Genomic DNA, 22991 nt, shown 5'->3' with positions numbered 1-22991 from the left:
GATGAGGTGCACGTTTGATGAGCAATCATATTGTTTTATACCATCCTGAAATACCGGCGAATACGGGCAATATTGCCCGCACCTGTGCAGGAACGGGAGCATTCCTGCATCTGATACGCCCTCTTGGTTTTTCGACCGATGATAAAATGCTGAAACGGGCCGGCTGTGATTACTGGCCGGATGTACTGATTTATTATCATGATGCGCTGGAAGAAGTATTTGAAGAGTGGCCGGACGGACAGTTTTATTTTATAGAGACGAACGGCCGGCGCCGGCATACCGATGTGTCCTATGAAGATCCGGAACGGGATTACTTTTTTGTGTTCGGAAGTGAAACGACAGGACTGCCTGAATCACTGACGACCCGGAATGAAGCGGCGTGTCTGAGAATTCCGCAGAATAACGCCGTCCGGTCGTTTAATCTGTCCAATTCGGCAGCGCTCGTTGTTTTCGAAGCGCTCCGCCAGCAGCAGTTCCCCGGCCTGGATTAAAACAGAGAAGCGAAGCGAAAAGAGGAGACGGCTTTCAGACCGTCCCCTCTTCGTCGATGGAATGATTAATGCTTGTGAGGTTTGTCTTCGAATCCTGCCGAAAGAACCGAAACCATAAAAGCGATGCAGAGTCCGATCAAGAGTACAAGTTTCATCTATGTAAACCTCCCTATGGCATATTGTTTCTTTCCATTATACCTGAGAATGGACAGTCTGTGAATGAAGAAACGCATCCTTTTCATGTTTTTGGTAAAACGAGTGCTTCCTGATATAATAAAAGCAGTCCATAATGTAGCCCAAAACGTTCGGTTTTATACAGAAAGGGTGGTCGTAATGTATGTTGTCATGAATGAGCTGCACGTCCCGGATGAAGCAAAGGAAACGATGCAGGATCGGTTTGCCAAAAGCACAGAAAATATGAAAAACATACCCGGATGCCTCGATTTTATGTTTCTGGAAGAAAACGAGGAAAACGGGAATCAGGTCGTTTTTACAAAATGGGAGTCCAAACAACATTACGAAGACTGGGTGAACAGCGATGCGTTTAAAAAGGCCCACCAGCATTCCGACGGTTCGGAGAAGAAAAGTTCAGCCACCGGAAGCCGTCTGAAAGCTTTTGAGGTTATTCACCATTTTTAACGGCCGGTGCCAAAAAGCTGCAGCAACTGTCCTGCAGCTTTTTCTGTTAAAAGAAGATACGGAGATTGGTAACGAATGAACAACACATATTTAACGAGTTATTTTCCCCTGTTTTCGATTTTACTGTTCAGTTTTTCTTTTTCCATGTACAGCGAACGTCTGATTTCAGGCTGGCTGAAAGATATCGGCCTGTATGCCGGGATGCTGGAGTTTTTCAGTGCTGCCGGTATACAGATGACGCTTCTCTTTTTTCTGGTGCTGTTCTTTTTCATGATCTTTTCCGCGCTGAAATTGATCGCAGATACATTGATGGAACTGTCTCTCCTGTTTTTTTCCAAAGATGTGGACGGTATGGAGCTGACCAACATACGAAAAGGCACCTGGATCTATTTTCTTGCCGGTATTCTTTCTCTTCTGTTCATCTGGACGCCTGCCGGTATGGTTCTCTGTTTTTTGGGAGCGACATTTATTTACTTTGTCTTTGTTGTTTATAACATGTCGAACTCTTTGTCCGGCGCCGGCATGTTCGGTCTGATTTTTTTTCATATCAGTTTCTGGTGTGCCGCCGCTGCAGCAACAGCTTATGCCGGATTCCGCCTGTATAACAGCCTGATTAAAAGCCTGCCGATTTAAGCGGCTGAAAGCCTATTCCTGTTCGATCTCTGAGGCAATCTGTTTCCAGAGCGTAAGATGGGTGCTGCGAAGACCCGGTTCCAGCGGCGCCGGATTGTCTTTTCCGAGCCACACACCGGCTGTGTACTGCTCATTATAGCCGACGAACCAAAGGTCATGATAGTTGTTGGTTGTCCCCGTTTTTCCTCTCCATTCCCCGGTTTCAGGGGCAGCGCCGCGCCCGGTTCCTTCGGTCATTACGCTCCGCATCATATGACGCAGTTCCTGGTTGGTCTGTTCCCTCCAGACCGGCCGGCTTTTTTCTTCCCATTGATATAACACTTTACCATCCCCATCGGTGACCTGCTCGATAGCGCGTGCCGGTAAGTAGTGTCCCTGATTCGAAAAGACGGTATAGGCCTTTGTCAACTCCAGGAGTGTCACTCCGCGCGAGAGCCCCCCGAGAGCCGCAGCATATTGATGGTCTCTCTCATCTACCCGGGAAAACCCGAATGTATCAAAGTAGGAAAAAGATGCTGAAACACCGGATTTTTCAAATAAGCGAAGAGCGGCGGTGTTATAGGACTGTGCCAGTGCCGTTTCCAGTGTCACCTTTCCGTAATAGCCGCCGCCAGCATTGGAAGGACAGTAATCCCCGCGGCAGTAGCGGCCGGCATCGACTGCTTCCCGTCTGCTGGATTCGGTTAAGTCCATATAAGGACCGTAAACGAGCAGCGGTTTGATAGCGGAGCCGGGCTGCCTGTATGCCTGAAACGCCCGGTTGAAGCTGTATGGTTCATAATGTTTTCCGCCGCTGACAGCTTTGATTCGGCCGGCGTTATGATCCAGCACGACTCCTGCTCCATTTCCATTCTTCCCCTCAAGTTGGCTTCCGACGGCTGTAGTGAGCGTTTCCTGAAGTTCCGGGTCGAGGGACGTCTCGATGTGAACGCCGGATCTCAGTACTTCCTCGACACGCTGATTCAGTTCTTCCTGCAGCGCTTTGGTTTCTTTCTCCCCGGCATGTTCCATACGGCGCTGAAATCCTTCCTCGATGCTGATGAGCTGTTTTAACTCATGTTCCACATAAAAGGTGTAATCGGGATACAATTCCGTGCTTTCGGTTACGTTCAGTTTGATAGATTCCTGCTCCGCTTTTTCGGCCTGACGGCTTGAGATGGCCCCGGTTTCCTGCATTTTTGCAAGAATCCATTCCTGCCGTTTTTTGGTGTTCCGGCTCCTTGTTAACGGATCATAATGGGACGGATTGGCCGGCACGGCAGCAAGAAAAGCTGTTTCTGCAAGGGAGAGCCGGCTGCTCGGTTTTCCAAAATAATAGCGGGCAGCTGTTTCAAATCCGTAAATCCCGTTCTGAAAATAGATCGTATTCACATAAAACTCAAGAATTTCCTCCTTTGTATATTCTTCTTCCAGCTGGTATGAATAGAGGACTTCACTCAATTTGCGGTTATAGGACTGTTCATGGGTTAAAAACAGGTTCCGGACCGTCTGCTGGGTGATCGTACTTCCGCCTTCTTCAATGCTTCCCGCCCGGGTATTGACCGCCAAAGCACGGGCAACCGCCGTCATATCGACGCCTTTATGTTCAAAAAAATGCCTGTCTTCTGTCGAAAGAAATGCCTGTTTTACGGTACGGGGAATATCTTCGAAATCAAGATAACGACGGTTCGGGCCTTTTGACACTTCAGAGATAACCCCGCCTTTTTCATCATATATGTAACTGTTTTTCGCAATGGACGGGTCCTCGATGTCGATTTCCTCCAACTTCTCCTCCAGGGAGGCTGCTTCGTTTTCTTCTTCAAGTACCCCAAGCAGAAATACAGAAAATAATACCATGAATGCCGAAATAAACAGGCATCCCAAAAATGTTCTCATGATGCTTTCCCTCTTTTCAGGTGGACGAATGATTTTCCTCTTCTTATATCGGCAGAAGAGGCGGTTATGTTCCACCAATTTTCGCATAGAGATAGAAGTAATACGCGGACAAAACCTGAAAGCAGACTGTACTGTTTTCGTTACACTTTATCAAGCAGGAAAGGGGAGGCTCGAACGTTGGAGATTATTAATAAAATCCGGGAACACCGGGAAAATGAAAGACGGCTGGAATGGAGGGGCACCTTTAAGGAATACCTGGAAATGGTGAAAGAGCATCCATATATTGCCCAGTCCGCCCATTCCCGGGTATATAATATGATCAAAGATGCAGGGGTGTTCGAAAAAGATAATCATAAAATGTACCGCTTTTTCGGTGGAGATATTTTCGGACTGGAGGAGCCGCTTGAAAAATTGGTGGAAGAATATTTTCATTCTGCCGCACGCAGATTGGATGTCAAGAAACGAATATTAATGCTGATGGGCCCGGTGAGCGGAGGGAAATCGACGATTGTAACGATGCTGAAACGGGGGCTCGAACAGTATTCAAGAACCGACGCCGGAGCGGTGTATGCAATCGAAGGCTGCCCGATGCATGAAGATCCGCTTCATCTGATTCCTCCTCATCTCCGGGATGATTTCTATGAAGAATATGGCATCAGGGTGGAAGGACATCTCTCGCCGTTAAATATGATGCGTCTGGAAAAAGAGTATAACGGAAACATAGAAGATGTCATGGTGGAACGGATTTTCTTTTCCGAAGATAAGCGTGTTGGTATCGGGACCTTCAGTCCGTCCGACCCGAAATCCCAGGATATTGCCGATCTTACGGGAAGTATTGATTTCTCGACGATTGCTGAATACGGATCGGAATCAGATCCGCGGGCGTATCGGTTTGACGGGGAATTAAACAAAGCGAACCGGGGCATTATGGAATTTCAGGAAATGCTGAAATGCGACGAAAAATTTCTCTGGCATCTTCTCTCCCTAAGCGAAGAAGGAAACTTCAAAGCCGGTCGTTTTGCGCTGATCAGTGCTGATGAACTGATTGTCGCTCATACCAACGAAGCGGAATACAAGGCGTTTATCAATAACAAAAAGAACGAAGCCCTGCATTCCCGGATTATCGTCATGAATATTCCCTACAATCTGAAAGTCAGTGAAGAAGAGCGCATATATGAAAAAATGATAGACGGCAGTGATATGGCGGGTGTTCATATTGCGCCTCACGCGCTGCGGACCGCCGCGATTTTTTCGATTTTAACAAGGCTGAAAGAACCGAAGAACCAAAGTGTGGACCTTGTCAAGAAAATGAAGCTGTATGACGGAGAAGAACTGGAAGGGTATAAGGAACAGGATGTTGAAGAGCTGAAGAAAGAATACCAGGAGGAAGGGATGGACGGCATTGATCCGCGTTATGTCATCAACCGGATCTCGTCGGCGATCATCCGTAAGGACGTAGAATCCATTAATGCGCTCGATGTTCTGCGCTCTCTGAAAGACGGGCTTGACCAGCATGCTTCCATCTCTGACGAAGATAAAGAAAGATATCTCGATTTCATCGCAGCAGCCCGGAAAGAATACGATGAAGCAGCAAAAAAAGAGGTGCAGAAGGCCTTCGTGTATTCGTATGAAGAATCGGCGAAAACATTAATGGACAATTATCTCGACAATGTGGAAGCCTACTGTAACAAAAACAAATTAAAAGATCCGTTGACCGGGGAGGAAATGAGCCCTGATGAAAAACTGATGCGCTCCATTGAAGAACAGATCGGCATTTCGGAAAACGCTAAACGCGCCTTCCGTGAAGAAATTCTGATCCGTATTTCCGCCTATGCCAGGAAAGGGAAAAAGTTCGACTACAATTCTCATGAAAGGCTGCGGGAAGCGATCCAGCAGAAACTGTTCGCCGACTTGAAAGACGTCGTTAAAATCACCACTTCGACGAAAACGCCGGATGAGTCACAGCTGAAAAAGATCAATGAAGTCATCGCCCGGCTGATTGACGAACACGGTTACAATTCTGTCTCCGCCAACGAGCTGCTCCGCTATGTAGGGAGCCTGTTAAACCGCTGATGCTTTCGTACCCTGTGACTCGTCAAGGTCACAGGGTTCATTTTTTATCCACCACCTGATGAATTGCTGACAGCGATGAGTCATGATACATTATTAAAAGAGATAGGATGGTGGAATAAAAATGAATACGATAGCCAGGGAAATATGGGACTGGATCAAAACATTCGCCGTAGTCGTCATTATTGTTTTAATCGTAAGGACATTTTTCTTTGCCAATTATATGGTGCACGGGGAATCGATGATGCCGACCATTGAAAACGGGGAGCGGCTGATTATTAATAAAATAGGGTATGAATTTTCCCAGCCGGATCGTTTCGATTTGATTGTGTTCCATGCCAACGAAGAAAGCGATTATATTAAACGGGTCATCGGGCTGCCCGGAGATACGGTCCGTTACGAAGATGACCAGCTGTATGTCAACGGAGAAGCCGTAGCAGAAGAATACCTGGCACCTTACCGAAGCGACGCGGAACGAAAACCGTTCACTTCCGATTTCACTCTGGAAGAGATAACCGGGGAGGAAACGGTTCCGGAAGGCAAAATCTTTGTGCTCGGGGATAACCGCCGCAACAGCATGGACAGCCGCCAGATCGGCTTTGTGGATCTGGATGAAGTAGTCGGTAAAGCCAACATCCGGTACTGGCCGGTGGATGAATTTACAGTCATGAGATAAAGTTGTATATCCGGGTGCTTAAAGAAGGGGGAGGTCTTGTGGAGACGCCTCCTTCTCTTTTTGCTTCATGCTTGTATTTTATTCAGAATAATGCTGCAAATTTGTCCTCTTCCCCGCATACGATAAAGTATTCAGGTTCAAGTAGAAAACGTGAGGGGAAGGGGGACCCTTTTATGTCAGAAAAAGCAAACCGAAGTTATGTCATTTCAAAGGAAAATTGGTCCCTTCACCGGAAAGGCCACCAGGATCAGCGCCGGCACCAGGAAAAAGTACAGGAAGCCGTCAAAAACAATCTGCCGGATCTGATCACCGAGGAAGATATTATTATGTCCAACGGCCGTGATGTCGTACGCATACCGATCCGTTCCATGGATGAATATAAAATACGATACAATACCGACAACAATAAATATACCGGGCAGGGAGATGGAAACAGCCAGGAAGGAGATGTCATTGCCCGGGAACCGGGAGGACAGAAAAAAGAAAAAGGAAAAGGATCCCGTCCTGGGGATCAGGCGGGCTCCGACTATTATGAAGCGGAAGTTTCCCTGGCGGAACTGGAAAAACTGCTGTTCAATGAAATGGAGCTGCCCAACCTCCAGAAAAAAGAGCAGGATGAGCTGATTATCGAAGACATTGAATTTGATGATATCCGCAAACAGGGATTGATGGGAAACATTGATAAGCGGAAAACCATCCTCTCTGCCATCAAACGCAATGCGCTGAAAGGGAAAGCGAGGATCAATCCGATTTCGGATGAGGATCTGCGTTTCAAGACATGGAATGAAAAAGTCAAACCCGAATCAAGAGCCGTAATTCTTGCGATGATGGATACGTCAGGTTCTATGGGCCGATGGGAAAAATTTATGGCGCGCAGTTTTTTCTTCTGGATGGTCCGGTTTCTACGGACGAAATATGAAACGGTCGATATCGAATTCATTGCCCACCATACCGAAGCAAAGCGGGTGAGTGAGGAAAACTTTTTTTCCAAAGGCGAAAGCGGGGGAACCATCTGTTCTTCTGCTTATGGAAAAGCACTGGAAACGATTGATGCCGATTATCCGCCGGAATTATATAACATTTACCCTTTTCATTTCTCCGACGGTGACAACTTAACGTCCGATAACCCAAAATGCCTCCGTCTGCTGAAGGAACTGATGGAAGTGTCCAGCATGGTCGGTTATGCCGAAGTAAACCAGTACCAGCGTCATTCGACCCTGCTGCAGTCCTACCGCAACATTGAAGATGAGAGGTTCCGTTATTACGTCTTAAAAAATAAAGCGGATGTGTTTGAAGCTCTTACGTGGTTTTTTTCAAAAAAGGAAGCCGAAATGGCATAAAAGAGTGAAACCGGCCCCGGCCCCCGCCCGTAAATCAGTAAAACACAGAAATGGGGGAGCAGCATGATTATTGTCTCAACAGAACATGTCCCGGGGTATGAAATTGTCGAGGCCCTTGGTATTGTAAAAGGAAATACGGTCCGTGCGAAACATGTCGGCAAGGATATGATTGGCAATCTGCGGTCTATGGTCGGCGGGAAAATGAAAGAGTACGAAGAAATGTTTCTTGAAGCGCGGGACGACGCAGAAAAGGAGATGAAAGAGAAAGCGGAAGAATGGGGCGCTGATGCGGTCGTAGGCATCCGCTATTCCTCCTCTTCCATCATGAGCGGGACATCTGAAGTCATGGTCTTCGGCACTGCAGTAAAGCTGGAGAAAAAAGAATAAGAACGAGTACGGATCCGGACGCTGGTCTCCAACGCTGCTCCGCGGCGTCGATCATCGTTCGGATTTTTTCGTTATAAGTTGATAGAGTTTTACAAATCCTCCGGTATTTACTAAACGGCCATAAAAAAGAATCCGCTGTTACCTGCGGATTCGTGCGTTTGGGTAATTATATACATTCATGGTCGGGATGACAGGATTTGAACCTGCGACCCCAGGCACCCCATGCCTGTGCTCTACCAAGCTGAGCTACATCCCGTATGTGTCAGACAAGATTCATTGTATTATAAGTACTGGCGTATTTCAATCCTTTTGTTCAGGTGTTTTAAGAAGGATGAAAAACATCGGCGGCCCGGATTAACGCCAATGTTTTTCAATAAATTCATCCCGGCCGGATTTTCGGCGGTCTTCGAGATAGGTTTCTTTTTCTTTTTTATAAAAATCCTGATGATGGGATTCAGCCGGATAAAAGATGGTGGCCGGAAGAATTTCTGTGACGACCGGCTCTTTAAAACGGCCGCTGTCTGCCACTTCCTGCCTCGTTTTTTCCGCCAGCTGCCGCTGTGTTTCATTGTGATAAAAAACGGCAGTTCTGTACTGCGGTCCTCTGTCATGGAACTGGCCGCCGTCATCGGTCGGGTCAATCTGCGGCCAGTACAGGGACAATAGTTTTTCGTAGGGAAATACATCCGGGTCAAATTCAATCTGTACGGCCTCGCGGTGTCCGGTCTCTCCGGTTTTCACATCTTCATAGGACGGATTGGCGGTATGCCCGCCGGTGTAACCGGAAGTGATGCTGTGAATCCCTTCCATTTCATCGAACGGTTTGACCATGCACCAGAAACAGCCCCCGGCAAATGTCGCTTTTTCGATTCTTTGTTCTGTATTCATCCGTTATCCTCCCGTGTGTGGAATACCAGCAAATTATAGCAGATGATAAATCGAGAATACAATCAAATGAAATGTGCGGATAAAGTGGAAAAGTCCGATTATTTTTTTTATGATGGAATGAGAGACTGTTCACAGAAAGGAAACGTTCCCATGTTTCAGAACGAACCTATTATTCCGGCCGCTCGTTCAGAAAAAGAGTTTGAAAAAATACTCGAGACCCGTCATACATATGTCATTCTTCTGAACTCCAGGCTGACACAGCTGAAAAGCATGACACAACTGGCATCCCGCGCCGGAAAAAATCTCATTATTCATGCGGACTTGATTCAGGGGCTCGGCCATGATGAATCTGCGGCTCAGTTTCTATGTCAGCAGATAAGGCCCCACGGGTTAATATCAACGAGGAGGCAGGTGCTGACGAGTGCTAAAAAACACGGTCTTCTCACGATTCAGCGTTTGTTTCTGATTGATTCGAGCGCGCTGGAAACGAGTTATAAAATTGTAGAAGAAGTAGGTCCCGATGTGATTGAAGTGCTGCCCGGAAGAATGCCTGAAATCATAGAGGAAATTGCGGAAACGACCGGCCGCCCCCTGCTCGCGGGCGGCTTTATCCGAAACAGGCACGACGCGGAGGAGGCATTCCGGGCCGGGGCCCAGGCCATTTCGACAACGCGGAGGGAGCTATGGCAGGAGAGTTTTTCGAGCGGAAGCTGAGGGTATATAGATAGAACAGGCGACATCTGGAAAGGATGAGTGAAAAGATGGATTGGAGAGAACATTGGAAGCGCTGGAATGAAGCGGTGGGACTGGATAAGGATTTGAAAGAGCAGCTGCAGTCCATGGAAGGAAAGGAAGACGAACTGGAAGATCATTTTTACAAATACCTGGAATTTGGGACGGGCGGCATGCGCGGCGAAATCGGCCCCGGCACAAACCGTATGAACCGGTACACGATCCGGAGAGCGGCCGAAGGTCTGGCACGATACATAGAAGAATACGGGAGCACTGCCAAAGAAAAAGGAGTTGTCATTGCTTTTGACTCCAGGCACCGCTCCCCTTCCTTTGCTATGGAAGCGGCTTTGACCCTCGGAGCTCATGATATTCAGACCTATATTTTTCAGGAACTGCGCCCGACACCGGAGCTGTCCTATGCCGTCCGCCACCTGGGTGCATTTGCCGGAATCATGGTAACCGCGAGTCATAATCCGCCGGAATACAACGGATTTAAAGTGTATGGCAGTGATGGCGGGCAGATGCCTCCGGAACCGGCTGAAGCGTTAATGGCTGAGGTGGAGTCTGTGGAGAATGAACTGGCTGTAGAGACGGCGGACGAAAACGAAATGAAAGCATCGAGTCTCTTGAAAGTGATAGGTGAGGATATTGATCACGCCTACAATGACGATCTCCAGACGATTATGGTAAATCCTGAGATGGTCCAGCAGGAAGGAGACGGTCTATCGATTGTTTTCACACCGCTACACGGTACAGCCAATATTCCAGTGACCCGTCTCCTGGAAACAAGCGGTTTTCAACATGTGCACGTCGTCCAGGAGCAGGCGCTGCCGGACCCGGAATTTTCCACGGTGGACAGCCCGAACCCGGAAGAGGAAGCGGCATTTGAAGCTGCGGTGGAAGAAGGAAAGAAGACGAACGCCGATATTCTCATTGCAACCGATCCGGATGCGGACCGCATCGGCATTGCCGCACAGAACGAAGAGGAAGATTATGAACTGTTAAACGGCAACCAGACCGGTGCACTCATGCTGGAATACCTGCTTTCGGAACGCCGGGAGAAAGGGATGCTGCCGGAGAACGGTGTTGTCATGAAAACCATTGTTACCTCGGAACTCGGCCGGGCAGTGGCAGAGCACTACGGGCAGACCGTGATTGATACCTTGACCGGGTTTAAATTCATTGGTGAAAAAATCAGGCAGTTTGAAGAAACCGGAGAATACTCCTTTCAGTTCGGCTATGAAGAATCCTACGGGTATCTGATAAGCAGTATCGTACGCGATAAAGATGCAGTGCAGGCAGCCCTGACGGCATCAGAAATGGCTCTATGGTATAAACAGCAGGGGAAAACGCTTCATGATGGACTTCACACCTTATACGAAAAATACGGGTATTACAAAGAAACCCTCGATTCTCTAACACTGAAAGGCGTGGAAGGAATCCGCAAAATTGAAACCCTGCTCCGGGAATTCCGGGAAGATCCTCCAACCGTTCTGAACGGACGGAAGGTGGAAGTGGCGGAAGATTATCAGACCCGGGAGAGGACCTTCGTACAGACGGGTCAAAAAGAAACAATCGAACTTCCGGTATCCAACGTGTTAAAATACATGATGGAAGACGGTTCCTGGTGCTGTATCCGTCCATCCGGCACAGAGCCGAAAATCAAATTTTATTTCGGTGTCAGAGAAGATACGGAACAAGAAGCCGATAACGCCCTTCTTCACTTGAAAAATGAAGTGATGAAGAAAGTAAATGATTACGCATAACGGCCGCTGATTTCGGGCGGCCCCCTGTACCGGGATAAAATAGAAACTCCGGAAGACGGCTGTTTTTCCGGAGTTTTCATATGTATACTTACGCTTTTTCAGAATTTATTCCAAAGAAAAATACATAAGATGGGGTGGTAGAAGGTGGTTAAACTAGTTGAATTACAGCCTTATAATCCACAATGGAAAGTCATGCATGAACAAGATAAAAAGAAAATAAGTAATATCTTTTCTGATAAATGTGTACAAATTGAACATGTTGGGAGTACTTCTGTTCCTGGAATGTGGGCTAAACCGTTAATTGATATTGCAGTTGCAGTAAAGTCTTTTGACAGTGTAGATAGTCAAGTAATAAAGCGTTTAGATGAAATCGGCTATGAGTATGTTCCTAAAGAAGATTTTCCACAAAGAAGGTTTTTTAGAAGAGGAGAATGGGGAGCAGGAACTCACCATTTACATGTATATGAAGGTAATAGTAAAGAATGGGAGAATATCATACTATTCAGAGATTACCTAAAGTCACATAAAGAAGCATTCGAAGAATATCTCCACCTAAAGAAGGAACTTGCTAGTAAACATGAACGAATCCAATATACAAACCTTAAGGAACCTTTTATACAAAAAATAATTGGTTTAGCACGTAAAGAGAAGAATATGTAGAGTTTTTAATTGTATGCAGAATGAAAAAGGAGCAGATCATGTCTACTGCCTGGCTTGACCGTTATTTAAATATCCTTCATCTGAAAAAAGAAATACCCTCAAGGAAATACCTGAAACGAATCATCCGGGCTCACGTCCGTACATTTCCGTTTGAAAATGTGAGCAAGCTGCTTATGGCCGCGGACGGGATGGAGATAGACACGGTCACGGATGTCCGGCGGTTTCTGGATGCCCATGAAGCCAATCAGAGCGGCGGGACATGTTTTACACTGAACGCCTGCCTGTTTCAGCTTCTTACGGCCCTTGGTTTTGAGGGGTGGCTGATCCGCCCGGGGGAAGAACATATGGCTTTAATTATGAAAGATCCGGCGTCCGGTAAAAGGCTGCTGTATGTAGATGTCGGCACAACGGCGCCATTATTCGATCCGATTCCCTTTCACGGACGGAAACATTCGATTCCGCCGTTTGCCGGTGAGCGGCTTCTCTTTCTGCCTGGAAAAGACAGCGGGTTTTATACGTATATCCGCACCAGAAATGGGCAGATCACCCATAAAAAATGGACGTTCTCTATTTATGCGAATATGACAATGGATGATTTTATGCCGTGGATCGCCTCTACCTTTCGTGACGATGCGCTGTTTATGAATATGCTCCGCTGCCAGCTCTGGGAACCGGATAAGAGAAGGGGGTTGTCGCTTACGAACCGGAAATTTACGATCCGGTACGGCAGCGGGTCTGTGCTCACCAAAGATCTTCCGGACAAAGATGCGCTGCAGCAGGTGCTGGCCGACGAGTTCCGTATGCCGGATCTACCCGTCGAAGGAGCCCTGAAACAGCTTGAAAAAAGCGACATCGACATTTTCCGCCACCATTGAAAAAAGGACAGCCGGCAGGGCTGTCCTTTAATAATGAACGGTGAAGGATCCTCCGTGTTCCACTTCGTCGGCCGCGGAAATATCCACGTCTGTGACGGACGCAAACCGGTGGCCGGCTTTTACTGCGTCGATAAATGCATTCATTGCCTCTTCGCTTCCTTCTGCTTTTATTTCCACGGTTCCGTCTGTTTTGTTCCGCACCCAGCCATTGACACCGGCTTTTCTGGCTTCAGTGGTGGTGAACTGGCGGAATCCGACGCCCTGTACGGTTCCATGTACAATGACATGACGTTTCAACATCGCGAACACCTCCTGTGCGTGTTATACCTTTTTAAAATACGTATCAAACCACGGGTCCGCATCCACATGATCCGGAGTTTCTGATATGACATGAGCCTCGCCTTCTTCATCAGAAGCGACCCACGCTCCGTAGCGATCCTGAAAGACAGGATAGAAATAATCAGCCTTAAACAGTATTTTCGGCGGATCGATTTCCACAAAATCATGACCAAGTTTTTTAACGACATCTTTTTTGCATCGAACAAGTTCCATCTCTATCCCCCGATTTCAGGTTATTTCCTCATGAGACTGACCTTCTCCTGTATTATTGTACCTTTCCCGCCTTTCCTTCTTCAATCCAGGAACGCAACAATCTGTTGTTCATGCTTTTGTGCTCTTTTCATATAGTAGAAGTAAAAGGGAGGAGGGACCTTCATGCAGACTCTCGATGAAAAAGAGCTGCACCGGGCCATTGACGAAATAACAGAAATAGCGCAACATTTCGGTCTCGATTTTTACCCGATGCGGTATGAAATCTGTCCGGCGGACATTATATATACATTCGGCGCATACGGCATGCCGACCCGGTACGCGCATTGGAGTTTCGGAAAGAATTTTCACAAAATGAAAGTGCATTATGATCTCGGCCTCAGTAAAATTTATGAACTCGTCATTAATTCTAATCCGTGCTATGCGTTTCTCTTGGACAGCAACTCTCTCGTGCAGAATAAATTAATCGTGGCCCATGTGCTTGCCCACAGTGATTTTTTCAAAAACAACATCCGGTTTGCCGGCACCCGTAAGGATATGGTGGAGAGTATGGCGGCAGCGGCGGAACGGATATCCCATTACGAAAACATGTACGGAAAAAGGGAAGTGGAAGCCTTTCTTGACGCGGTGCTGGCCGTGCAGGAACATATTGATCCAAGCCTGATGCGCCGGGAAGGTGAAGAAGAGGAAGAACCGTCTGGAAACGGCGCGGAAAACCCCGGGCCATATGAAGATCTTTGGACCATTGGCGAAACGAAAGAAACGGCTCCTCCGCCAAAAAGGAAAAAACCGTTCCCGGTTAGAGAAGAAAAGGATCTGCTTCTTTTTATTGAAGAACACAGCCGCGAACTGGAAGACTGGCAGCGCGATGTATTGACGATGATACGGGAGGAAATGCTGTATTTCTGGCCCCAGCTCGAAACCAAAATTATGAATGAGGGCTGGGCGTCTTTTTGGCACGCCCGAATTATGAGAGAGCTTGACCTTGCTCCGGAAGAAGGAGTGGAATTTGCGAAATTGAATGCCGGCGTCATTCAGCCTTCGCGGACCTCGGTCAATCCGTATCATCTCGGTCTGAGGATTTTTGAAACCATAGAAGAACGATGGGATCATCCCGACGACGCATTAACACAGGCAGGTGTCAAACCGGGAAGCGGGAGAGACAAATTGTTTGAAGTGAGGGAGCTGGAGACCGATACATCCTTTATACGCAACTACGTAACTAAAGAACTGGTGCAGCAGGAAGACATGTATGTGTTTCAAAAGCAGGGCCGTGAATATACGATTGTAGATAAAGAATGGCAGCAGGTGAAAGATCAGCTGATCCGTTCAAGGGTGAACGGCGGTTTTCCTTATCTTGTGGTTACGGACGGAGATTACGAAAAAAAAGGAGAGTTGTATATCACTCACCGTTATGAGGAAGAAGAGCTCGATGTGACCTATCTCGAGAAAACACTGCCTTATCTTTATCAGCTTTGGGGCAGGACAGTCCACGTCGAAACGGTACTCGAAGAAAGTCCGGTTCTCTTTTCGTACAACGGAAGAAAGGTTTTCCGCCAGGGACTGTAAAAAGTAAATGCCATTTTTGACAGGGATGGTGGGGAAATGTCCATAAAATATAATAAATAGACACTTTTCTCATGGATATGGTGAAAATGGCAGGTAATTTTATTTTCCAGCCATTTTTACCGGTGAGGGCTGTTAGATGGTCGCAATTCAGATGTTACGGACAGTACGGCTTTTGAAGTGTCCAGAAAAAGCAGAGGAATGGGAAAAACCATTATAAAATAAAAAGTCCGAACGATTCATCAATAAATGAATCAGTTCGGACTTTCCAATTTTCACCCCGCCCATTCTCCGTTCCGCATGACGGGTTCGGAGGTGCCGTCGGGTAGAATGCCGTCGATATCCATGTCCGCACTGCCGATCATAAAGTCGACATGGGTGATACTGGAATTCAGCCCGTGTTTTTCTTTTTCCTCTTTTGTCATATCTGCGCCGTTTTCGAGGCAGAATGCATAGGCGCTTCCAATCGCCAGATGGCTCGAGGCGTTTTCATCGAAGAGTGTATTGTAAAACAAATCACCGGACTGGGAAATAGGTGAGCTGTGCGGAACGAGCGCAACCTCCCCGAGATAGTTTGACCCTTCATCGGTTTCAATAAGATTTTTCAGGGTCTCTCCACCTTCCCCGGCGCTGTAATCGGTAATTTTACCGTCGGTGAAGTGAATCGTGAAATCGTCAATAATGTTCCCGCTGTAATTGAGCGGTTTTGTATTGGTGACATACCCGTTCACGCCTGTTTTTTCCGGTACGGTGAATACTTCTTCGGTCGGCATGTTGGCGATGAAATGGACGCCGTCACTGTTCGGTCCGCCGCCGCCGACCCAGATATGACCTTCCGGAAGTTTAATGGACAGATCCGTGCCGGGAGCTTTATAGCGAAGTTCGCTGTAGCGCTTATCATTTAACACCGCAGCTTTTTCGCGGAGTTTTTTGTCGTGAGCTTCCCAGGCTGCCACCGGGTCGTCGAGATCGGCCCGGACAGCTTTGAAAATCGCGTTCCATAATTTACTCTCCGCTTCTTCCGGGCTGTCGTCAGGATATACTTTCTGTGCCCAGCCCGGCGAAGGAGCGGCAATGACGAGCCAGCTTACTTTATCGGACTGGATGTAGGAACGAAACGTTTCCATTGCTTCACCGGCTGCTTTATTGGCGTCGGCAATTTTGTCGGGATCGACCCCTTTCAATAAATCCGGGTCAGTCGATTTGACTGTAATAAAAGCCGCTCCATTTTCCGCAAGTTCTTCCCGGCCGCGGGCAATCCACTGCGGGAATTCCTTAAAAGCTTCCCGAGGAGCTTTGTCGTATTTCAATCTCGTGAGGGTTTCATCCACCCAGTCGACGTGCACATGTTTGGCTCCGGCATCATACGCCTTTTCAGCGATGGTCCTGACAAAAGACGAGGCTGTGATCGGAGCGGAAACAAAGAGTGTCTGCCCTTCCTGCACATTGACGCCTTTACGAACAGCGAGATCCGCATAATCTTTCAGGGTTTCATCAAATGGTTTCATCATTATTCACCTTCTCTGACAGGTTTATGTGTGCGGGATTATTGTAACATACCTTTGCTGCACAAATGGGTGTATTGCTTTTTCTTAGGATGGACAACAAGGAAAGAAAAAAATCACCATTCCAGAAGAGAAAGGTGATTTTTCCTTATGATGAGAGTTTGATGTTTTTAGATGTCTGCTCGGGCAGATCCAGTTGTTTCCGTTCTTTAAAACTGTGTATGTTGGCAACAAAATTTGCCGGCAGGGATTGAATCTTGGTGTTATATTTCTGAACGGTATTATTGTAAATCATGACAGCCCTCTGGATTTTTTGATCCGCGTCCTGAAGATTCTGCTCCAGCTGCACATATTCTTCGTTCTGCCGTAGTTCAGGCTGTTCTTCCTTCACGGCAAATAACGGTTCAACTGCTTTACGGAGTTCTTCATTGATCTGAAGCTGCTCTGTGCGGGTGGTATGCGGAGACATGAGACGGCTCCGTAATTCCACTACCTTTTCCAGCGCCTGCTGCTCATGTTTGGCGTAAGGCTGGATGGTGTCAATCAGGGATGGAATGGCATGCATTTTCCGTTCGAGCTGTGTGTTAATCTGCGCCCATGCTTCCTCGACCCAGTTCAGATATTTGATCAGGGCATTGTAGCCGACAATCCAGCTGATGAGCGCGACAATGATCACGATTCCGAGAACAGCACCGAAGATCGACAAGAGACTCCCTCCTTTCCTTTTTGTTTACCCAATCTGTTCCTTTATGTAACAGGTATTCCTCTCATCTTATCCTATTCTTTTCGTTAGTATATCATGATTGGATGATATTAGTAAGCCAGTCCAGCCCGCAGGCGGAAAAAAGATGCTTCCCCTTTTATAAGCTGATACAGAAACAAAGCGGTATCCCCCGTCGTTATACTGCTTCCTTCTTCTGGGAGAACATCCGCTTCTGTCCGGAATCTGCCGGATGCTTCGCCATCGGGCAGATAGGTGGGACAAACGATCGTCCAGTTCAGGGAGGACTGCTGCAGCAGCCGGTAAGCTTCGGCATGGTCCCTGGCGGCTGTTGTGCTGCGTCGTTTCGATTCGTTCGATTCAAAACGGAAAATGGATGGGTTATGCCGGGCATTCAATATACCCGCCGTCCCTGTTGCGATGAAGCGTTTGATGTCTTCTTTTTTCATCGCTTCGATGATCCCCGGAAAGGAGCGCTGGAGCGTATTCTGCTTATCTGTACCGAGTGTGCTGACAACGATATCAGCGCCGGGGACGGCAGTTTTTACGTCCGTGTCCGAAAGGACGTTTCCGTTTATGATCTCCAGTGCGGGATGGTTTTCGAGTTTTTCCGGAGACCGAACGAGTACCTTGACATGATGGCCGTCACGAAGAAGCATGGCAAGCAGCCTGTTTCCGACTCTGCCGGTTGCTCCAAACAAGGAAATAATCATATTCTGTTCTATCCTTTCTTCTGCCGATGCATCTTTTCTCTATACAAACATACTTCCTGTCCGGATACAACTCATCCACAGCACCGTGTGGCAGTACTTCTGCAGCAGGAGTCATTTTCTTTACCTGAATTTACTATATATTTAACAGCATAGTGTCCCGGATTCGTAACAAACTATAGATACCAAGAGGAGGTGAGACACATGGCCAACAACAACAGCTCTAATCAACTGGTCGTGCCTGGCGTACAGCAGGCAATGGACCAAATGAAGTTTGAAATTGCACAGGAATTCGGGGTTCAGCTTAGTGCAGACGCCACATCCCGTTCCAACGGCTCTGTTGGGGGAGAGATCACCAAGCGTCTTGTACAGATGGCTGAACAGCAAATGGGCGGCGGCCAAGGTCCGCAGCAGTAATTAAATATTATGGCTGGAGGGGCTGTCTGAAGGTGCTGCACTGCAGCACCGGGGCAGCCCCCTTTTTATTGGGAACGAAATCATGATGATCAGAAAAAGCCCGGTACAGAACCGGACTTTTTTAATGGTTGGGAGGTTCTTCTTCTGGAAGGTCCCTGGCCTCATCAATCTGGCCCTTATCTTCCGGCCGTCGGACAGTACCGCCGGCGAGTCCTTCGTTGATCATGCGGTCTTCATCATACTGCAGATTCTTTTCTTTTTCCGAACTGGACACACCAACTCCTCCTTCTGTTATCAGTGTCCCCGCGATGTCTCCGATTATGTACGACAGATCATGGAAATCCACCGGCCCTGAAAATGACAACGGCAGGTATGACTTGCCCCGCCGGTCACAAATTGATAAAGTAAGAATGGTCTTAAAATTGAACCGAAAGAATAAAGGAGTTCATACATGGATACTCTTCTGATGATCGCGGTGATGACAGCGATAGGATCCCTGATCGGGGGAGTGACGAATTCCCTTGCCATCAAGATGCTGTTCCGACCCCTTCATCCGGTGTATATAGGAAATCGAAGGCTGCCTTTTACACCGGGTCTTATACCGAAGCGGAGAAAAGAAATGGCGGAACAGATGGGGAAAATGGTCGTAAATCACCTGCTTACTCCGGACGGTCTCCGCAACAAATTGCAGGAAAGTCATTTTCATAAAAACATCCAGAACTGGGTCATCAAGGAGACCTCGTCTATTCTTCATGATTCCTCGACATTGAGGCAGATCGCAGAAAAAACAGCCGGCCGCAGCCTTCCTGTCGAAGAATGGTCCCGATCTTATTTGCAGAACTCGATGGATGCATGGCTTGAAAAAAACAAGGATGCAGCCTTACAGGATATCCTGCCGGAACCGCTTATCAAGAAAGGGGACAACCTGATACCGGTTTTTGCTTCGACAGTGACAGCCAGAGGGGCGGATTATTTCCGGGGAGAAGAGGGACAGCGACAGCTGCACCTGCTTCTTGATAAATTTCTCCAGGGTAAAGGTTCGATGTTGAATTTGCTGGGGTCGATGTTCGGCAGCGACAAAATCATTGAAAAACTGCAGCCCGAAATCGTTCGTTTTTTTGAAGATGAAGCCTCTGAGACGTTCGTCAAAAACATGCTGGAACAAGAGTGGGAGAGATGGAAGAAAACCCCCTTGTCGAACGTACAGCCCTATATTCATACCAGCGCCGCATCAGAGGAACTGATGTCGTTTCTTGAAAAAGAGGTCCCTTTCTTTGATTATCTGGACCGTCCTTTATCGGAATGGGCGCCTGCCTATGAAGAAACCATTGTGGAGCAGTGGGTACCTGACGTCGTTAATCAGATGCAGGCTTTTGTGATGGACAGGCTTTCCGTTCTTTTCGACACGTTGAACCTGGACGAGGTGGTACGGGAACAGGTGGATACTTTTTCTGTGGAGAGGCTGGAAGCGGTAGTACTTACGATCTCCAGACGCGAATTCAAGATGATCACCTATCTTGGGGCGCTGCTTGGAGCATTTGTCGGTTTATTCCAGGGATTGCTCGTGTTTTTCCTGCCCTTTGGTTAAAAGAATCATGGATAAATGGATGATTTCTATGTTTCATTCGTGTTATGCTCGGTGAAGATTGTAAAAAGGAGGACTATGACATGTCCAATGTATATGACAAGGCTCGCGAATTATCTCAGGAACTGAGAGACAGCGACGAATTCCAAAACCTGAAAAACCTTCATGAAGAAGTGGAAAATGATGAAGTAGCAAAACGTATGCTTGATAATTTCCGTTCCCTGCAGTTGGAGCTGCAGCAAAAGCAGATGCAGGGTGAACAGCCGACGGAGGAAGAAATCAACCAGGCGCAGAAGCAGTTTGAAATGGTGCAGCAGCACGAAGTCATTTCCAAACTGATGGAAATAGAGCAACAGATGAGCACCACCATCCAGGATCTCAACAAAATCATTACAGAACCTCTTGAAGATCTTTACGGATCCCCGGAAGATCAAATGGAAGAGGAACAGTAATATGGATACCGGCCGGCAGAGAATCTGCCGGTTTTTTGTATCCTTAAGCAGCCTGTTCTAAGACTGCCTCCGCCTGCATAGGATGACGGTAGACCAGGCCAGGTGCCAAGGAGGGACATGACGTGGGATATCGACTGCTTGCTATGAGCATTGACGGAGTACTTCTGAAATCAAATGACAGAATGAGTCGTGAGACAAAAGATGCTGTTGATTTTGTGCGGAACAAGGGAGTATATACGGTACTTGTGACGAACCGCAGTTTTGGAGCCGCCAAAAAGGTGGCCCGTCATTTAAAAATCGGCCATGAAATGATTTGTCACGGCGGCGCGCTTACAGCCGGACAGTCCGGTGCACCGATTCTGGAATCCCGGATGCCGGCGGAAATGGTGTATGATGCAGCAGCCTGTATGGAGATGTATCCATGCCGCATCCAGCTGGAAAGCCAGGACTATGAATGGGAAAATAAGCAGCCGGCATCGAAAAATGTACTGGGAAAAATCCAGTTCAGTTTAGGGGAAGGACTCTTCCAGCCAAAAACCTATACCGAGAAGATTTCGGCTGCGGCGGCGGAAAAGCATCTGAGTGCGCTGCGGCTGTTCGGTCATTTCGAAAGCAGCCGCGACGCACAACATTGCCGCCGGCTTCTGCTGGAGCAGATACCGGGTATCAAAGTAGAACAGGATGAGAGTGCGTTGACGATTAAAAAAGAGGAAGCGTCCAAGGAACACGCGTTAACCTGGCTGATGGCAGAGCTGGGGTTGGAACGCGAGGAAATGATTTACATCGGATCTGGTACCGCCGATATTTCTGTACTGGATTTAGCGGATATCGGGGTGGCGATGGGACAAAGTCCCGAAGAGGTGAAGCAGCACGCAGACTGGATTACAAGATCCAACGATCAAAACGGCCTCGCTTACATGGTGAAAGAAGTATTCCGCAAACAGATGAAAATGGAAGTGTAACAAGCACAGGTGTCCCGGCAGACGGGGCGCCTTTTTTAATTTGCACGAAAATATATTGTTCACCGATCTTCTGCTGGATACAACAATGGTTTTTGTTTATGATGGTGGCAGGAGGGATCGACATTGGCAGCAGTTCGACAACAAAAACGGATTCCTTCAGCACTTGTCATATTAACCATCCTTTTTCTTGCGGCAGCCATGCTCTGGAATACGGCTGCCGAGGACGAGCCTCCTCTCCGCGAAAAAGAACACACGTCCTTTGAAGCAAATCAAGTACCCGAAGAATACCTTTCTGTCTACAAATCGGCGGAAGAGAAGTACAGTGTTTCATGGGAAGTACTGGCAGCGGTGCACCGTGTGGAGACGGTGTTTTCCACCATGGACGAGCTGGAAAGTCCGGATGGTGCGGTCGGCCATACCCAGTTCATGCCATGCTCTTTTATCGGATGGACTTATGAAGGCTGTCAGGGCAAAGGTGACATCGACATTTCCCGTGAAGCGCTGACAGATACTGCATCTATAGAAGAACACGGGGGATACGGCGTGGATGCAGATGGAAACGGCAGAGCAGATCCTTATAACGTGGAAGATGCCGTCTTTTCGACGGCAAACTACCTGGCCGCCAACGGAGCGGCCGATGGTGAACTTCGTGAGGCGTTGTTTCAATACAACCAGGCGGACTGGTATGTGGAAGAAGTCCTTTCATTCTCCGAAGCATATGAAAACAATCCTGAACCGGTCTCCCTTCCGGACGCAGATTCCAGGCATCCGGGCTGATCGACCCTGCACATCCGTCCGGCCTCCTGAATAGCATAGTCATGACAAAGGAGGCGGATGCATATATGAATCCTATGCATATGCATGCAATGTGCAGACACAATATCGGACGCTATGTAAGGGTACAGATGAACAACAACGAACAGATCGAAGGATATATTGAAAATGTGGATAACAATCATGTGTACATGATGGTACCGGAAAATGCTTCCCAAAATATGGTTCAGGGTACATCCGGGCCTTCCATGCAGGGGATGTCAAAACCGGGCATGATGAGTCCGGCCGGAAACAACAATTCCTGCGGCTGCCATCCCCAATCCATGAACCGCCAGTTTTTTGGCGGATACGGCGGGGGTTACGGCGGATATGGCGGATATGGCGGATATGGCGGATATGGCGGATACGGCGGATATGGTCCAAGACCGCGCTTTCAACGCCTAATCCTGCCGCTGACAGCACTCGTTGCTCTGTCTACTCTGTTTTAACGAAAAGAGTCTGGGGCATAAGAAAATTCATTGGATAAAAAGCGAATATTGGACGGTTTCGAGCCGTGCCCGCGGAAAGCAAAGCATTTTGACGAAGCGGGGTATGATGCACGCAAAAATTCCGAACGATTCATGAAAGAATTGTTCGGAATTTTGTTATCTCTTGGTGGGTTTGTCTCCGTCCCTTTCGAAATGATACGACCGTATGTTCACGTATTCATGCTATAATG

The 22991-nt window shown here is 47.7% G+C and carries 26 protein-coding genes and 1 tRNA gene; 18 read left to right on the top strand and 9 right to left on the bottom strand.

Going from position 1 to position 22991, the window contains the following annotated elements; genetic code table 11:
- Positions 1–17 precede the first annotated feature (17 nt).
- The 3 genes from trmL (at position 18) to ACW9JV_RS11945 (ending at position 1763) form a co-directional block, all read left to right on the top strand.
- On the top strand, positions 18–491 hold the full coding sequence (trmL, locus tag ACW9JV_RS11955; protein ID WP_457334501.1) for a tRNA (uridine(34)/cytosine(34)/5-carboxymethylaminomethyluridine(34)-2'-O)-methyltransferase TrmL: 474 nt from the start codon (positions 18–20) through the stop codon (positions 489–491).
- Between the two features lie 219 nt (positions 492–710).
- Entirely contained in the window at positions 711–1130 is a 420-nt protein-coding gene (locus tag ACW9JV_RS11950; RefSeq protein ID WP_457334499.1) for an antibiotic biosynthesis monooxygenase family protein, read from the top strand.
- Positions 1131–1205: 75 nt separating this feature from the next.
- Complete coding sequence (locus ACW9JV_RS11945; protein WP_457334497.1) at positions 1206–1763, top strand: DUF5366 family protein; 558 nt, start codon at positions 1206–1208, stop codon at positions 1761–1763.
- Between the two features lie 12 nt (positions 1764–1775).
- Here ACW9JV_RS11945 and ACW9JV_RS11940 read toward each other — a convergent pair whose 3' ends face one another.
- On the bottom strand, positions 1776–3638 hold the full coding sequence (locus ACW9JV_RS11940) for a transglycosylase domain-containing protein (protein WP_457334495.1): 1863 nt from the start codon (positions 3636–3638) through the stop codon (positions 1776–1778).
- 177 nt (positions 3639–3815) lie between these two features.
- Between ACW9JV_RS11940 and ACW9JV_RS11935 the strand changes: the two genes are divergently transcribed.
- From ACW9JV_RS11935 to ACW9JV_RS11920, 4 genes are all read left to right on the top strand, one after another.
- Positions 3816–5711: a PrkA family serine protein kinase gene (locus ACW9JV_RS11935; protein WP_457334494.1), complete on the top strand. Its 1896-nt coding sequence runs from the start codon at positions 3816–3818 to the stop codon at positions 5709–5711.
- 121 nt (positions 5712–5832) lie between these two features.
- Positions 5833–6384, top strand: coding sequence for a signal peptidase I (lepB, locus tag ACW9JV_RS11930; RefSeq protein WP_457334492.1), 552 nt, complete (start codon positions 5833–5835; stop codon positions 6382–6384).
- Positions 6385–6557: 173 nt separating this feature from the next.
- A complete protein-coding gene (yhbH, locus tag ACW9JV_RS11925) occupies positions 6558–7724 on the top strand; it encodes a sporulation protein YhbH (protein ID WP_457334490.1) in 1167 nt (388 codons plus the stop codon).
- A 63-nt stretch (positions 7725–7787) separates the two neighbouring features.
- The gene (locus ACW9JV_RS11920) at positions 7788–8111 is read left to right on the top strand and encodes a YbjQ family protein (RefSeq protein ID WP_457334488.1); all 324 of its coding nucleotides are present in this window, start codon (positions 7788–7790) and stop codon (positions 8109–8111) included.
- A gap of 179 nt (positions 8112–8290) precedes the next feature.
- Here the strand turns inward: ACW9JV_RS11920 and ACW9JV_RS11915 are convergent.
- Positions 8291–8367: transfer RNA gene (locus ACW9JV_RS11915), tRNA-Pro, on the bottom strand.
- A 98-nt stretch (positions 8368–8465) separates the two neighbouring features.
- A complete protein-coding gene (gene msrA / locus ACW9JV_RS11910) occupies positions 8466–8981 on the bottom strand; it encodes a peptide-methionine (S)-S-oxide reductase MsrA (RefSeq protein WP_457334752.1) in 516 nt (171 codons plus the stop codon).
- Positions 8982–9149: 168 nt separating this feature from the next.
- Between msrA and ACW9JV_RS11905 the strand changes: the two genes are divergently transcribed.
- The 4 genes from ACW9JV_RS11905 (at position 9150) to ACW9JV_RS11890 (ending at position 13032) form a co-directional block, all read left to right on the top strand.
- Positions 9150–9713: a glycerol-3-phosphate responsive antiterminator gene (locus ACW9JV_RS11905; protein ID WP_457334486.1), complete on the top strand. Its 564-nt coding sequence runs from the start codon at positions 9150–9152 to the stop codon at positions 9711–9713.
- Between the two features lie 47 nt (positions 9714–9760).
- Positions 9761–11497: a phospho-sugar mutase gene (locus tag ACW9JV_RS11900; protein WP_457334484.1), complete on the top strand. Its 1737-nt coding sequence runs from the start codon at positions 9761–9763 to the stop codon at positions 11495–11497.
- 144 nt (positions 11498–11641) lie between these two features.
- Positions 11642–12157 (top strand): GrpB family protein, encoded by a 516-nt coding sequence (locus tag ACW9JV_RS11895; protein WP_457334482.1) that lies wholly within the window; start codon positions 11642–11644, stop codon positions 12155–12157.
- A 38-nt stretch (positions 12158–12195) separates the two neighbouring features.
- Complete coding sequence (locus ACW9JV_RS11890) at positions 12196–13032, top strand: arylamine N-acetyltransferase (RefSeq protein ID WP_457334480.1); 837 nt, start codon at positions 12196–12198, stop codon at positions 13030–13032.
- A gap of 27 nt (positions 13033–13059) precedes the next feature.
- Here ACW9JV_RS11890 and ACW9JV_RS11885 read toward each other — a convergent pair whose 3' ends face one another.
- Both ACW9JV_RS11885 and ACW9JV_RS11880 read right to left on the bottom strand, forming a co-directional pair.
- Positions 13060–13332: an acylphosphatase gene (locus ACW9JV_RS11885; protein ID WP_457334477.1), complete on the bottom strand. Its 273-nt coding sequence runs from the start codon at positions 13330–13332 to the stop codon at positions 13060–13062.
- 21 nt (positions 13333–13353) lie between these two features.
- Positions 13354–13584, bottom strand: coding sequence for a hypothetical protein (locus tag ACW9JV_RS11880; RefSeq protein WP_457334475.1), 231 nt, complete (start codon positions 13582–13584; stop codon positions 13354–13356).
- 162 nt (positions 13585–13746) lie between these two features.
- Between ACW9JV_RS11880 and ACW9JV_RS11875 the strand changes: the two genes are divergently transcribed.
- Positions 13747–15150 (top strand): SpoVR family protein, encoded by a 1404-nt coding sequence (locus tag ACW9JV_RS11875; protein ID WP_457334473.1) that lies wholly within the window; start codon positions 13747–13749, stop codon positions 15148–15150.
- A gap of 272 nt (positions 15151–15422) precedes the next feature.
- Here the strand turns inward: ACW9JV_RS11875 and ACW9JV_RS11870 are convergent, their stop codons facing one another.
- The 3 genes from ACW9JV_RS11870 to ACW9JV_RS11860 all read right to left on the bottom strand — a co-directional run bounded on the left by ACW9JV_RS11870 (position 15423) and on the right by ACW9JV_RS11860 (position 18086).
- On the bottom strand, positions 15423–16655 hold the full coding sequence (locus tag ACW9JV_RS11870) for an aminopeptidase (RefSeq protein WP_457334750.1): 1233 nt from the start codon (positions 16653–16655) through the stop codon (positions 15423–15425).
- A gap of 145 nt (positions 16656–16800) precedes the next feature.
- Positions 16801–17358, bottom strand: a complete 558-nt coding sequence (locus tag ACW9JV_RS11865) for a LemA family protein (RefSeq protein WP_457334471.1) — start codon at positions 17356–17358, stop codon at positions 16801–16803.
- Between the two features lie 107 nt (positions 17359–17465).
- Positions 17466–18086 carry an NAD(P)-dependent oxidoreductase gene (locus tag ACW9JV_RS11860; protein WP_457334469.1) on the bottom strand — a complete coding sequence of 207 codons (621 nt, stop codon included), beginning with the start codon at positions 18084–18086 and terminating at the stop codon, positions 17466–17468.
- Positions 18087–18287: 201 nt separating this feature from the next.
- Between ACW9JV_RS11860 and ACW9JV_RS11855 the strand changes: the two genes are divergently transcribed.
- Entirely contained in the window at positions 18288–18500 is a 213-nt protein-coding gene (locus ACW9JV_RS11855; RefSeq protein ID WP_457334467.1) for a small, acid-soluble spore protein, alpha/beta type, read from the top strand.
- Positions 18501–18621: 121 nt separating this feature from the next.
- On the opposite strand, the gene ACW9JV_RS11850 is transcribed toward ACW9JV_RS11855, so the two are convergent.
- Positions 18622–18774 (bottom strand): hypothetical protein, encoded by a 153-nt coding sequence (locus ACW9JV_RS11850; protein ID WP_457334756.1) that lies wholly within the window; start codon positions 18772–18774, stop codon positions 18622–18624.
- 177 nt (positions 18775–18951) lie between these two features.
- On the opposite strand from ACW9JV_RS11850, the gene ACW9JV_RS11845 reads away from it, so the two are divergent.
- The 5 genes from ACW9JV_RS11845 (at position 18952) to ACW9JV_RS11825 (ending at position 22761) form a co-directional block, all read left to right on the top strand.
- Entirely contained in the window at positions 18952–20088 is a 1137-nt protein-coding gene (locus ACW9JV_RS11845) for a DUF445 domain-containing protein (protein ID WP_457334465.1), read from the top strand.
- An 80-nt stretch (positions 20089–20168) separates the two neighbouring features.
- Positions 20169–20537, top strand: coding sequence for a YlbF family regulator (locus tag ACW9JV_RS11840; RefSeq protein ID WP_457334463.1), 369 nt, complete (start codon positions 20169–20171; stop codon positions 20535–20537).
- A 122-nt stretch (positions 20538–20659) separates the two neighbouring features.
- Complete coding sequence (locus ACW9JV_RS11835; RefSeq protein ID WP_457334461.1) at positions 20660–21499, top strand: HAD hydrolase family protein; 840 nt, start codon at positions 20660–20662, stop codon at positions 21497–21499.
- A gap of 123 nt (positions 21500–21622) precedes the next feature.
- A complete protein-coding gene (locus ACW9JV_RS11830) occupies positions 21623–22276 on the top strand; it encodes a lytic transglycosylase domain-containing protein (protein WP_457334460.1) in 654 nt (217 codons plus the stop codon).
- Between the two features lie 65 nt (positions 22277–22341).
- On the top strand, positions 22342–22761 hold the full coding sequence (locus ACW9JV_RS11825; protein WP_457334458.1) for a hypothetical protein: 420 nt from the start codon (positions 22342–22344) through the stop codon (positions 22759–22761).
- Positions 22762–22991 lie beyond the last annotated feature (230 nt).

The sequence above is a fragment of the Salibacterium sp. K-3 genome (assembly GCF_054052005.1).
The sequence above is the reverse complement of the archived record's forward strand: the minus strand, read 5'-3'. Positions and strand labels throughout refer to the sequence as shown.

Excerpts from the sequence above, each read along its gene's own strand:
- yhbH (WP_457334490.1), top strand. The coding sequence starts at position 6,558 with ATGTCAGAAAAAGCAAACCGAAGTTATGTCATTTCAAAGGAAAATTGG.
- trmL (WP_457334501.1), top strand. The coding sequence starts at position 18 with ATGAGCAATCATATTGTTTTATACCATCCTGAAATACCGGCGAATACG.
- ACW9JV_RS11870 (WP_457334750.1), bottom strand. The coding sequence starts at position 16,655 with ATGAAACCATTTGATGAAACCCTGAAAGATTATGCGGATCTCGCTGTT.
- ACW9JV_RS11840 (WP_457334463.1), top strand. The coding sequence starts at position 20,169 with ATGTCCAATGTATATGACAAGGCTCGCGAATTATCTCAGGAACTGAGA.
- ACW9JV_RS11860 (WP_457334469.1), bottom strand. The coding sequence starts at position 18,086 with ATGATTATTTCCTTGTTTGGAGCAACCGGCAGAGTCGGAAACAGGCTG.
- ACW9JV_RS11950 (WP_457334499.1), top strand. The coding sequence starts at position 711 with ATGAAGAAACGCATCCTTTTCATGTTTTTGGTAAAACGAGTGCTTCCT.
- ACW9JV_RS11945 (WP_457334497.1), top strand. The coding sequence starts at position 1,206 with ATGAACAACACATATTTAACGAGTTATTTTCCCCTGTTTTCGATTTTA.
- ACW9JV_RS11940 (WP_457334495.1), bottom strand. The coding sequence starts at position 3,638 with ATGAGAACATTTTTGGGATGCCTGTTTATTTCGGCATTCATGGTATTA.
- ACW9JV_RS11900 (WP_457334484.1), top strand. The coding sequence starts at position 9,761 with ATGGATTGGAGAGAACATTGGAAGCGCTGGAATGAAGCGGTGGGACTG.
- ACW9JV_RS11920 (WP_457334488.1), top strand. The coding sequence starts at position 7,788 with ATGATTATTGTCTCAACAGAACATGTCCCGGGGTATGAAATTGTCGAG.
- ACW9JV_RS11890 (WP_457334480.1), top strand. The coding sequence starts at position 12,196 with ATGTCTACTGCCTGGCTTGACCGTTATTTAAATATCCTTCATCTGAAA.
- lepB (WP_457334492.1), top strand. The coding sequence starts at position 5,833 with ATGAATACGATAGCCAGGGAAATATGGGACTGGATCAAAACATTCGCC.
- ACW9JV_RS11845 (WP_457334465.1), top strand. The coding sequence starts at position 18,952 with ATGGATACTCTTCTGATGATCGCGGTGATGACAGCGATAGGATCCCTG.
- ACW9JV_RS11885 (WP_457334477.1), bottom strand. The coding sequence starts at position 13,332 with ATGTTGAAACGTCATGTCATTGTACATGGAACCGTACAGGGCGTCGGA.
- ACW9JV_RS11880 (WP_457334475.1), bottom strand. The coding sequence starts at position 13,584 with ATGGAACTTGTTCGATGCAAAAAAGATGTCGTTAAAAAACTTGGTCAT.
- ACW9JV_RS11825 (WP_457334458.1), top strand. The coding sequence starts at position 22,342 with ATGAATCCTATGCATATGCATGCAATGTGCAGACACAATATCGGACGC.
- ACW9JV_RS11875 (WP_457334473.1), top strand. The coding sequence starts at position 13,747 with ATGCAGACTCTCGATGAAAAAGAGCTGCACCGGGCCATTGACGAAATA.
- ACW9JV_RS11905 (WP_457334486.1), top strand. The coding sequence starts at position 9,150 with ATGTTTCAGAACGAACCTATTATTCCGGCCGCTCGTTCAGAAAAAGAG.
- ACW9JV_RS11855 (WP_457334467.1), top strand. The coding sequence starts at position 18,288 with ATGGCCAACAACAACAGCTCTAATCAACTGGTCGTGCCTGGCGTACAG.